This is a genomic window from Acinetobacter sp. AR2-3, from assembly GCF_001878775.1.
In the GTDB taxonomy this organism is placed as follows: Bacteria; Pseudomonadota; Gammaproteobacteria; order Pseudomonadales; family Moraxellaceae; genus Acinetobacter; species Acinetobacter lwoffii_D.
This window is the reverse complement of sequence record NZ_MJIQ01000101.1, coordinates 1-12,291: the sequence shown is the minus strand read 5'-3', so window position 1 is coordinate 12,291 and position 12,291 is coordinate 1. Positions and strand designations below refer to the sequence as shown.

General features: G+C 39.7%; 7 protein-coding genes, 3 pseudogenes and 1 other annotated feature. Of the genes and pseudogenes, 3 read left to right on the top strand and 7 right to left on the bottom strand.

Features of this window, described 5'->3' with window-relative positions:
* Together BFN00_RS15445 and BFN00_RS16290 are read left to right on the top strand one after the other, a co-directional pair.
* Positions 1-233: pseudogene (locus tag BFN00_RS15445) on the top strand (ISNCY family transposase); the annotation flags it as partial.
* Positions 234-387: 154 nt separating this feature from the next.
* A complete protein-coding gene (locus BFN00_RS16290) occupies positions 388-513 on the top strand; it encodes a hypothetical protein (RefSeq protein WP_283397900.1) in 126 nt (41 codons plus the stop codon).
* On the opposite strand, the gene BFN00_RS15440 is transcribed toward BFN00_RS16290, so the two are convergent.
* A protein-coding gene (locus tag BFN00_RS15440; RefSeq protein ID WP_143115437.1) for an IS3 family transposase occupies positions 496-1,715 on the bottom strand; the annotation gives its coding sequence in 2 pieces (ribosomal slippage) (positions 496-1,439 and positions 1,439-1,715; 1,221 coding nt in all). The genes BFN00_RS16290 and BFN00_RS15440 overlap by 18 nt on opposite strands.
* Positions 1,324-1,440, bottom strand: a sequence feature (AL1L pseudoknot). Its footprint overlaps the gene before it by 117 nt.
* Positions 1,716-2,160: 445 nt before the next feature.
* Here BFN00_RS15440 and BFN00_RS15425 point away from each other — a divergent pair.
* Positions 2,161-2,729 (top strand): annotated as a pseudogene (locus BFN00_RS15425) (MFS transporter); the annotation flags it as partial.
* A gap of 442 nt (positions 2,730-3,171) precedes the next feature.
* Here BFN00_RS15425 and BFN00_RS15420 read toward each other — a convergent pair.
* The 6 genes and pseudogenes from BFN00_RS15420 to BFN00_RS15395 form a co-directional block, all read right to left on the bottom strand.
* Entirely contained in the window at positions 3,172-4,290 is a 1,119-nt protein-coding gene (locus BFN00_RS15420; protein ID WP_071852327.1) for a Fic family protein, read from the bottom strand.
* A 488-nt stretch (positions 4,291-4,778) separates the two neighbouring features.
* On the bottom strand, positions 4,779-5,093 hold the full coding sequence (locus tag BFN00_RS15415; RefSeq protein WP_071852326.1) for a monooxygenase: 315 nt from the start codon (positions 5,091-5,093) through the stop codon (positions 4,779-4,781).
* 147 nt (positions 5,094-5,240) lie between these two features.
* A pseudogene (locus BFN00_RS15885) lies at positions 5,241-5,351 on the bottom strand (IS5/IS1182 family transposase); the annotation flags it as partial.
* Positions 5,352-5,427: 76 nt separating this feature from the next.
* Entirely contained in the window at positions 5,428-5,877 is a 450-nt protein-coding gene (locus tag BFN00_RS15405; protein ID WP_071852325.1) for a universal stress protein, read from the bottom strand.
* Between the two features lie 164 nt (positions 5,878-6,041).
* Positions 6,042-9,491, bottom strand: coding sequence for an MASE3 domain-containing protein (locus BFN00_RS15400; protein WP_071852324.1), 3,450 nt, complete (start codon positions 9,489-9,491; stop codon positions 6,042-6,044).
* A gap of 195 nt (positions 9,492-9,686) precedes the next feature.
* Complete coding sequence (locus tag BFN00_RS15395; RefSeq protein WP_249449806.1) at positions 9,687-11,198, bottom strand: sensor domain-containing diguanylate cyclase; 1,512 nt, start codon at positions 11,196-11,198, stop codon at positions 9,687-9,689.
* Between the last annotated feature and the right edge of the window lie 1,093 nt (positions 11,199-12,291).

The window sequence follows — 12,291 nt, the reverse complement described above, 5'->3', positions numbered from 1 at the left end:
AGGGACGAAAGCTCAACTACAGCATTTTCAATAAATTAGCTGGGCTACAGCAGAATGAGATCGTTGAGAATAAACGGTTAGGTACAGTTCTGGCACATATTCAGCAACAGCATGAAGAGTTGGAAAAACAGAATAAACGTTCCCGTCTCAAGAAAAGTATGCCGAGTCGTAAAGCTCAGAAAGCTGTTATTGAACAAAGAAAGTTAAATCCTGTGCTTGACTCTTGTGGTTAAAAACAGGACATTTTAAATGGTTTATCGCATAGACATTTTAATTGGTGAATAACACAGTCTGTAACTCCAAAATAGAAATGTCCGGTTTCTCCAAAGTAAAAATGTCCGCTTTTAGAATATGCACTTTTGCAATTTCGTTAGCGGACGGTTTGATATGTTGGTGTCTATGTCGGATAAAGAACTTAAACGATTGTCGGTCTTGCAGGAAATCTGCGATCAACGCATGAACCGTACCGGGTTTGTCGGAGACTTTTTATTTAAGTTAGGCCACCTGACCTAACGGGTTAATCTTATCATAGTACATTGCTTCAAACTCAAAAGGCGATACATAACCCAGTGCACTGTGTACACGCTTTTTATTGAACCAATCTACCCAGTTTAGTGTCGCAAGTTGTACATCTGCTAAACCTTGCCAATCTGCTTTTAGATATTCAATCACCTCTGTTTTGTATAAGCCATTCACCGTTTCAGCCAGGGCATTATCGTATGAATCACCAGTTGTACCGACTGATGCTCGTAAATTTGCAGCTTCTAAACGATTGGTATAGCGAATAGAAAGATATTGAACACCTCTATCGGAATGATGAATCACATTCTTTGGCATGCTTCGATCGTGTAATGCTTGCTCCAATGCATCGAGCACCATATCTGTATTCATCCGTGTAGATACTTTCCATCCAACAATTGCTCGTGAGAACACATCAATAATAAAGGCGGTATAGACCCAGCCTGAATGAGTTTGAATATAGGTAAAGTCACTCACCCACAGTTGGTCAGGATGATCAGCATTAAAATTACGTTTCACTAAATCATCTGCTCTTTTTTGATCATCTCGGCTACGGGTGGTTTGTTTATTCTTACCACGCCAAACACCTTGTATACCTAGCTTCTGCATCAATCGAGCAACTGTACAACGTGCGATAACATAACCTTCACGTTTCAATTGTTGCCAGACCTTACGCACACCATATCGACCTGAACTTTCTTTCCAAATTCGTTGAATTTGTTCAGCATGATGCTCATCATGTAGATCTCGTTTCGCTCGATGTTCTGGATTGTCAGCGAGATCTAAAGTTCGGTAATAGGTTGAAGCTGCGATCGGTAAAATCCTACAAATCGCATCAACACCATATAAGTCTTTATTGTTATGGATGAAATCCACCATTATTTGTGTGGGTGGTCGAGCTCCGCCTGGGCGAAAAAAGCGGCTGCTTTACGTAGAATTTCATTGGCACGCTTTAATTCTTTAATTTCACGTTCCATTTGCTTCATTTTTTCTTGATCAGATATCTGTTGTACTTTAATAGGATTTTGCTGATCTAAATGCTTTTGATGCCAGGCACGAAGTGTTTCAGGAGCACAACCAATCTTAGGCGCAATTGCTGTGATTGCAGCCCAAGTAGAAGGATAATCTTTTTCAGATTCAATCAATAATTGAACCGCTCTTTCTCTGATTTCAGGGGTATATTTTAATTTTGTCATCGGGATAGTCTCTCAGAATATTGACTCTCCGACAAACCCGGTACGGTTCATAATCGCAAAAGTGCATATTCTAAAAGCGGACATTTTTACTTTGGAGAAACCGGACATTTCTACTTTAGAGTTACATGGGCTTTGTGAGGCTGAAATGACCGTCACGCGACAGATAAGTTGACATTTGCGATATATATAATGTCGATATCGGTCTGTATCTGATGGAATATTACAATCAGATACGATCTCATCAACTTAATGATGGTGTCAGCTCTTGCGCAGCCGAATAAAAACTTAAAACTATGTCCAATATTTGTTGACCACTACAGGGCTTTAATCGCCTTCCATAAATAGTTGTCCATAAAAATTAATTTTGAATTTTCAGCAGAAAATAACGCTAAAATGAAATTAGAGCTTTTTTGACACGTATAATATTTTTAGCTTTATCGTTATTAGTCGACTTAGGGTTGGCTGCTTTACTAGCCTATTAGTCTTTTATCTATTAACCAGCTGGATGCCCACCATTCTAAAAACAGCAGGCTTGAGCACGCAGCAATTTTCCCTTTTGGTGGAGTATTTGGAGCCATTATCATGGGGTGGTATATGGATAAAATAAATCCAACGAAAGTGGTGAAATATGCTTATCTGATTGCTGTTCGATTTTTCATCATCGCAGGTTTGGTAGATAACAATGTGCTGTTATTCGGAATCACAATTTTTCTGATTGGTGCTCTCTTGGTGGGTGCACAATCTTCTTTATTACCGCTTGCTGCCATGACCTATCCAACATCATGTCGTGCAGTTGGAGTTTCCTGGATGCATGGTATTGGACGTACAGGTGCAATTCTCGGTGCTTTTTATGGTTCTTTGATTTTTAGTTATGAACTGGGACTGGCGCAGATTTTCTATATACTGGCAATTCCTGCAGCAATTTCCTTCCTTGCGTTATTTGCAAATGTTATTTATGAAAAACGTCAAGTAACTTTAAAAGTAGAACCTACTGCTCAGCTTGAAATATCATAATCCTAATTAAAATTTAGACATTAAAAGAGATTACAGCAGGACTATAATCTCTTTTAAATTTTAGTCGGTATATTTGGCCTTGAGTTAAATATTTTTGTGATTTCAATTTAGAAGCTTTTTTATTTGCTGGCTTCTGATCACTAAAAATAATTTTAAAAACGATCAAGAGACTTTTACTTACATAATTTTATCTGAGCAAGTCATAGTTTGAGATTTCAATTTTTACATTGAAAAAATTAATATAAGCAACTGATAATATTTAACAAATTTGTGACAACTTATGTGGCATAAAGAATTGACATTCAATGTCGTTCAAAACTATAAGTTATTGATTTAAATTGTACCAAAATGTCAACTTATCTATCGCGTGACGAGGACCTTTGCTTATATGCTTTCCTCTAGAGCCTACATTGAACAATACGGCAAGCCTTTGACCTTTTATCTATATTTGAGTATTGATCTGATAGCGTGTATTACGTCCACCTCCTTCCAATTTGACGATACATTCTTTCTCAAGTAAGTCTGATAAATGGCGAGTAGCTGTTGCCTTACTGACTTTAGCAACCTTTTGATATTGTGAAGCACTAATACCATGTTCAAAGCCATTTTCTCCACCGTCCAATAAACGATTTAGAACTTTACGTTGTTCTTCACTCAAGGCTAAATTTGAATACCTATGCCAAAACTGACTTTTAAGCAATGTTCGACTGATCTGCGCTAAGGTTCCTTCAAGGCTATCATTCAATGTATCTAGAAACCAAATCAGCCAATTTGTGATATCAGAATCACTTTTTTGGGTTTGTTCTAATACCTCATAGTAACTTTTACGCTTGTTTAATATCGCAGTAGACATTGCATATAAACGAATACTCTGTTCATCCATTTGAGCTAAAGCAAGGTCTGTAAGTATACGTGTAAGACGGCCATTACCATCATCAAATGGATGCAGAGTAACAAACCATAAATGGGTAATTCCTGCCCGTAACAGAGGGTCAAGCAATGAATCCCTCAAACTCTGATTAAACCACTCTATAAATGTATTTAAGCGATCTTCTAAACCTTCTCTTGGGGGGGCTTCAAAATGTACTTTAGGATAATCCAATCGACCTGAAACAACCTGCATAGGCTCTGCCCCTCGAAGTTGACCAATTCGTAAACGTTGCATTGTCCAGTCTGGATCATTGAAAAGCCAACGATGCCATTGCATGAGACGCTTAACAGTCAGTGGTTGCTTAACATTATTAAGCGCATCTAGCATGATATTGGCTAAACCTTCTGATCGATCTGAGCTTGGATAAGGATGTTCAAGAGTGATACCTAAGCGTTGAGCTAGAGATGATCGCAATGAAAAAACATTGATGGTTTCATTTTCAATTGCTGATGAAGCAACAAGATTGGCAAGTAGAGTATCCAGAGTGAATTGTTCTTTTGCTAAATCATGCTGACTTTGTCCAAGAAGAATCCCTATTTTTTGATGTATCTGTCTGGTTTTAGGTAAGATAATTGAATCTTGCCATGTGAAATTTGTCCAGTTTTTTGCTTGCCAAATCCATTCCTGCATTTTTAATCTTTCTTTAAAAATCTAAGTTGAGTTGAATATAGCATATATTCAAATCAACTAATGAGCCGAATGTATTGGTTAATTAGCTCATCTATTTATCTAGGAAAGTTTTAGAATTTTTCCTGATTCCATCAGATCTCTAGGGGAAAGTTATCCCCAATTTCTGTGGATAAAACCGGGACAACTTTTAGCTTTTTTGTACGCCCTGGCGCACAGACATTTAGGGATTTTGCGGCTAGGGGATCTGTGCTTTTTTACTTATGATGAAGTCATGCAGGAACAGGAAGTTCCGGAACAGAAAACAACAACGATAAGTTCTAACACTAGGATAGCGAGGGTAGAATAGCAGCTACCAAAGATCGCACTGTAAAAAACCCTGGCAGGATGTCAGGGTTTTTTATTGCTTGGATTCTCAGACGAAGTGCAACAGAGATTAATTTAGGTAGGAAGTGGGATGAGATAGCATCTTGCTTCCAGACCGACCAAAGTCAAAGTTGCACAATGAAGTGGGATTGATTAATAGCAGACAGTGGTAAATTAATTTGGAAAATTTTTCCCCGAATATCTTTTATTCCAAAATTTTTCAGGCGTGCAGTATGCATTTTTAAATACTTTTCTGCATTATCTTGACTATCAAACAGGTAAATTCCCCCTGCTTCCTGAGCATCGCTATTTTCTGTCCATATTTTCCAGATCATGCCAGCTTCCTGATTAATACTTTCTGCAAGTGTTTGATAGGCGCGACTCATCTCTTCTCCAAATGGGCCTGGCGTCGGAAAGTCTACCTGAAGAATAACAGCCATGGTTTTATCCTCTATCGTCTAATAGCAATCTTCATACTCTAGCATTTTGCTAATGATTTTAAAGAAAAATTAGTCCTAAAATTGACTATTAAATTTTTTTAAGTTTACTAAGCACCGTTGATATTTACTGTTCATAATTAAAACTTTGAGAATAGCTTCAATAAAATTAAGTAAATTTGAATTATGATGAATTGATAAATTACGCAGAATAACTTTTAACTTTTGCCAGTGTTGATCTGTCAGCATGGTACGAGGCATATCGAATAGTGAAATTGGGTTTGAAGATTTCATTTTACTACTTCGCTATTTCTTGAGCTCAAAGTGTCAACACCCCCTAATATTTTATGATCATCACTGGCAGTTCCGTTGAGCGAAGTACAGCTGTGGTCACACTTCCTAATCTCCATTTTTTAAAACCTTTACGCCCATGCGATCCCATCACAATAAGATCAGCTTTTAGCTGTTTGGCAGTTTTCACAATACTTTCTTCAAACACTACACTTTTTAGGACTTTAGTTTCAACTTGAACGCCCGCCGCATATGCAATTTCACTTGCTTGTTTTAATACCTCTTCTGCATTCGCATAAGCTTGAATAAAGTGTTCTTTCATTGGAGCAGAGACATAATAGTAATAGAAATCTGCATCTGTAAATGGATCTTCAGAAACCAGACTGATGAAGGTCAATCTGCTACCGAATACCTGAGCAATTTCGACCGCATGTTTTACCGCGGAGAATGAAATTTTTGAACCATCAACTGGTACTAAAATATTCTGGTATGACATCGATAATGCTCCAAATACGAACTTTCTATTCAGTTATAGATAACATAAGCATGTTAGCGCTTCAATTTAAAGCATTAAACAATATCAAACTTATCGGGAGGGCTACTTAACTAAAAACAATTGAATAGCTTTTTGGCTGCTATTCACCTGATGATCAAGCCTGCTTAACTTGGCAAGACGTATCCCTTTTCCCTAATTAAACGTACTGCTGCATCACATACTTCTACATCATAAATCGTTCCACGTCCTTTTAAGATTTCTGCAAGCGCAACCTCTATGCCTAAAGCAGGACGGTATGGGCGATGCGTAGCCATTGACTCGATCACATCGGCCACCGTCAGAATACGCGCCTCAGGATGAATCTCATCACCTTTTAATCCTTTAGGATAACCTGTCCCATCCATGCGTTCGTGATGCTGACCAATGATTTCAGCAATTGGAATATTGAAAGGAACATCCTTGAGAATTTCATAACCAGCCTGCGCATGACCTTTCATCATTTCCATTTCCAGATAGGTCAGACGAGTAGGTTTGGTCAGAATTTCGGAAGGAATTGAAATTTTACCAATGTCATGTACCAATCCAATCTCTTCCATCTGCAGACAGCGTTTTTCATTCCAGCCCATTTCCTTGGCAATCGCACTGGCAATCAGCCCGACACGGCGTTCATGTCCCGCTGTATAAGGGTCGCGTAATTCCACCATGATCGATACGGCTTGTAACGTACCATACATGGTAGCTTCCAACTGCTCAAGCTGTCGGGCAATCTGGTCCTGTGCCTGCTTTTGCTCGGTAATGTCCTGTGCCATCACAATCGAGGCTGGCAAGCCATCATCCCAAGTGATGCGACGGCTATGCAGGGCAAATTCCCGGATCTGGCCATTTTGATGTCGGAACGGAACCACACAGGATAGGCTCGAATATTCTGCAGCCTGATCCTGCTCTTGGTTAATCAGTGCCGGTGTGTCTGCGGCCATGGTGCTAAATTCCAGAATATTATGTCCAATGAGTGCTGCAGCAGACCTGCCCAGCATATTGGCATAACTCGGGTTGACATACAGATAGTGATTGTCGCGCAGCACATACATCCCGACCACGGTTTGTTCCACCATACCCCGGAAACGCTGTTCACTGTCTCGTAACTCCTGTTCAGTTTTGCGAATAGCTGTAAGATCATTCCAAGCCAGAATCACATCATTGCCGACAATCGCCAGTGTTCGCTGAGCAATACGCTGACTACCATCTTTAGCTAACAGAGTAATTTCAGGAAATTGCACCTGTTTACCGTTTTTTGCCAGTTGCAATGCCTCTTTCCAGTTCTGTTGCATAAACTGTCTTTGCTCTGGATTAGGCGCCACTTTTTCCAGCCAGGCTTCCCGATTTTGAAAATCTTCCAGACTATATCCCAGCCATTTTTCATAGGCCAAATTAACCGCAAGAATGCGTTCATCCTGTATGGAAATAATATGCATCGGTACAGGAGACTGCAAAAACAACTGCTGGAAACGTTGTTCCATCTGCTGCGAATAGGTCTCGGCAGTTTTGCGATGTTGCTCCGCTGAAAAACGCTCCAACGCAAAAGAAATATCCCTAGAGAGATTTTGCAGCAGCTGAATTTGCTCCTCATCAAATTCAACTGGTCTGGTAGTATATACCCCCACTAATCCCCAGAAATGTCCACCAAGCAACACCGGGATTAATGCTGCCTGACTTATCTTCTCCTGTTTTAAGTACTGTCTCCATGCCTGGTATTCTGGTGAAACATTCTCGTCCACATCATTGACCAAGGAATAGGCATAGATATCCACCTGTGGACTGGTATTTTTCACCTGATACAATGGAGTATTTTCGTCTTGCTGTAAGATAGTACGTAAAGTGGGCATAATATTTGCGCTAATATTATGATGAAACTGAATCATTAATGGACTGTCCGCCTGATCCTCTACTTTGATTGCAATTAAAATTTTAGCAAAACTACCCAGCTTCAACAGCACCTGTTGCAACTCGGTTAGCAAATCTTGCCGATTCTGGCTATGCGCAATCACCCGGTTGGTTTCAATGAGCAGCTGATAGAGGTAAGTCAACCGTGCTACACGCCTTTGTGACTGTATCCGGGTATATACATCGGTAATCTGACCGGTGATATGATCGATTAAACTCTGCTCTTCATCTAGAAAAGTCGGGGCATCCGCTGCCGGATCATACCAGATGCTTAAGGTGCCGAATTGCTGAGTCTCATTGGCAAAGACCGATTGCAAAAAAGGCATCTGAGCCGGAGGGGCTGTACCAAAAACACCCCAGTCACTATCAATCTGCAGCTTAACCCGCTCCGGAGAAGAGAAGCCGGAAGGGATTGTCTGCATCACTTTGTGCAACAGCTCGCTCATGCCGGTATGGGTATTATTGCAGAGTTGATTGATCTGATTCAGACATCGCACTTCTTTTACACGTTCCTGCAGATCCTGCAGCAAAAACTGGCGATCGGTAATATCGTGTACCACCATGACCCAGACGGTTTTTTTACCCAGGCGTTCTGCAAAAGGTGCCACATGACACTCGACCGTTTTGTGATCCGGCAAGGTCAACTGGACTAAAAACTCTTGCGGTGCCTGCTGCAATCGGGAGCACACCGGGCAATCTTCGGCCTTTACCCGAGGATCATGCACCAGTTCATGCACAGAGCGTTCGCTCAATTGTGTCGCTGGAATGCCGTGCAGCTGGGCTGCCGCCAAGTTGACCTGCTGAATCATTTGGCTAGAAGTGACAATATAGGTTGGATCAGGAATGGTGTCATAAGTGCTGGCAGCCTTGGACAACATGCTAAAAGGCTCTTTAATGGTCGACTCGACCAATGCCATATAAATGAACCAGTACGAATAGACTTTCAGAATATGCCCCAGCAGATTGGCATCGGCATATACGGACACATATTGGGTAAAGGCAAATTCAGAAGCCATCATGGTCAGCATGGACAGGCTGACCCCAAACGTCAGTTGAGGCGATAAATATTCGCGGCGCTGCCAGACCAGCACCAGTGCTAACGCCAGAACCGCAATAATCAGATATTCACTGTAAATTTTAAAAGGGGTCAGGCCTTGCTCATCAACAAAGGCGGTTGGAAAGAAACCCAACATCACAGCGCTGACAATCCCCACACTGAACAGACCAAAAAACAGGTTCAATGCAAGAGGCTTGATCGCCCGTGTCAGCATAAAGGGCGCAGCGAGCATGGCAAAGGCCTGCAATAACCGGGCACCAATCCATAATTGAGTGGCCTGATTGGCACTGTCCACCGGAAGAATTTGCATGCCTTTATATAGCAGGGTGTGGAACAGGTCAATAAATCCACACCAGCCAAGCGCGATGGCAATGAAAACCACAAAATAATTTTTAGTAAAATGCCGTGACACCACGGTCACAATCAGCGCTGTGAGCGCGATAATGATTGAAATCAGTTCTGCCACGGTATGGGTAAATAGGAAACCAAAACTTTGATTGGTCCACCAGATCAGCAAGGCAAAAATCGTCGGAGGAATCAGCATCATATAAGGAGAAATAAACGACTTGAGGTCGAATACATCTGGTGAAAATAAGTCACGAGATGATTTTGGCATAAAATTCCCCAATGAAATTCACAAATAGCCTTATACAATAAGGTTATTCAAGGTTTTTTATTTGTTGAAAATTCACATGTTTATTATAACATTGAGCCAAGGTAAATATTCCGTAAATATATTCATAAAATCCTTTACTACTAAAAAAATACGCTAGATCTCTCTATGCAATTTTCATCAGTAAAGGTCTAAAAATCAACGCGTACAGTTGCGTCCTTCACGCTTGGCCTGATACAGTTTTTGATCTGCCATGCGCAATACTTCCTCTACATCGTTAGAACTATTTGGCCAGTAAGCAATCCCAATGGAAATGGTCACTATACCAATTTCTCCCATTTCAGTGAGCTCAACCGCTTTTCGTAGCCGTTCCGCAGCCTGAAAAACGGTTGCCGGGTCTGAGGCCGCCATTAAAATAATAAACTCCTCTCCTCCCGAACGGCAGCAGACATCATTGTCTCGGAAATGATATTGCATCACGTTCGCTAGCCTTTGTAAGACAATATCGCCTTTGTCATGCCCATAGGTATCGTTCACCTTTTTAAAGAAGTCGATATCTGCCGCCAGCACAGCAAAATCGGTACGCATACGCACAAACTCTTCGATAAACAGGTTCATTCCACGGCGATTGTATAAACCAGTTAGGGGATCAGTATTCACTGATTGATTCAACTCATCAATTTTTTCATTGAAATTTTGACAGCTCAGCATCAGAGAATTTTTGAATTGATTGACTTCAAAATACGAAGGTTTAATTTCGTTGATTTTATCCTGAACATCCTGCCGACTGAGCATACTGGCCATTTTCGCCAAATGGTTTAAAGGCAGTGCAATCAAGCCCGATAAACGCCAGACCACAAAGAAAATGAATAAATAGAATAGGCTAATCCCGATTGATACCTTGATAATAATACTGTTGGCTTGAGCAAATAACTCACTAATCGGCTGCTGTGATACCACAATCCAGCTCACGCTGGGAATATGCGAGAAACCGACCAGGCTATCTATGCCTTTACTGTTCATCAGACGGAAAGCACCAGCCTGTTGATGAAGCATCGTGGTCAATCCATCACCGGTCTGGACTTTCTGTCCGATTTGCCGAGTATCGGCATGAAAAATGATCTGTCTTTGATCATCCACGACGTAAGTATAATTTTTCTTGTAGCCATATTTGGATGCCAGCATTTCACTTACCAGATTCTTGCTTTGCAGGTAAATCGTTCCCGCAATAAAACCTAAATATTTTCCTTGATCATCAAAAACCGGCTCAGAAACAATGACGATCAATCTATTGGTTGAAGACCAGTACGGTGAAGAAATATAAGTTTGCTTACGTTTAATCGACTCGGTAATACCGTGGGTTCTATGAATTTTTCTAGAATCAATTTTCAAGGTTTTTGGGGAAAATGAAATGATCCGTCCTTCCCGGTCAGCTAAAAAAACACTGTTGAAATTGCCTGACTGACTTTTGAGACGTAATATTTCGTTTCTTGTTAAATTTTCATTAGAAAAGTTTTTTCCCAACAGATTGGCGCTAAATCTTAAATTTTTTAGGATTTCTTCAAACTGATAATTAGTGTGTGCAGCAATTCTGGAAGAATATTCGGCATTCAGGGCCAAAGAATTGTCGATCAGGCGCTCTTTGACCGTATAGTTAACAAAGAATAAAGAAAAGACAAACAGACAGGTCACGCTTAAGATCGTTAGCAATAATATTAAGCTGCGCAAGTTCAAATGGAGCGCTGATAGAACCTGTCTCAATAGGTCAATCCTAAGTGTTGATTTGTGATACTTATATCATAAAAAACCTTAAATCGATTGCTTGTTTCATGAACATTAGTGTCAGCAACATAACCAACAAATTGCCTCCCTTCCATTGACCTCTTTTCACAAAGTAACTGTGATTAAAAAATACTTATATCCAAGTACCAATGCATACTTTAGGCACTAAAACAACATAATTTTCCCGAAATTACCCTTCAGTAAACATCAATTAGCCTTGTTAATACAGACGTTATGCATAATTTTCCACAAGTTATTCTTAAATAGACACTCACTACCCTTATTAATACAAAAAATTCACATAATTTGTCCAAAAATTATTCTTGAAAAAACATCTATCATCTTTATTAATGTACAAATTCTACATAATTTTTCCAGAATTATCCAAGAATAGACATTCAGTTCCATGATTCATACATAAATTTCGCAAATTTTTACCTTAGAAAATTTAACTTTTAGATCATAATTTATTTACATATATATGATTCAACATTAACTCATATGAAGTTCTTTATTTTTAATAATTATTTTGGAACTTAATAATTATCATAAGATTAATTTTTTATTCAAATAATAAGATTGTATTTATGATTAATAATTAAATTTATAAATAAATTATTTCTTATACATATATATTAAAATTTATTTTGAATAAAAATTAAGCAATCTATTTAATTATAAAATAATAAATTATATATAAAAAGTCTAAATAAAATAAAAATACAGGTTTTGATGTGGTAACAAGCTTTTTTTGATGTAGTAACATAGGCCAAGTATATAAAATGATCAAAAGTACGGACATGTACCATACCTGTCTCTTATACACATCTGACGCTGCCGACGATCTTACGCGTGTAGATTTCTCCGGGCGCCGCTGGGGTCTATAGCCTACCACACACACGTGATAGTAGATGCTATACCCGGCGCTTCCAATCCCTCTCTAACCTCTTTCTCTTCTACACGTCGTACGCTCCCGCCACGCTTCCGCTCCGCGACATGCGGCTTCAGATTGCAATCACGC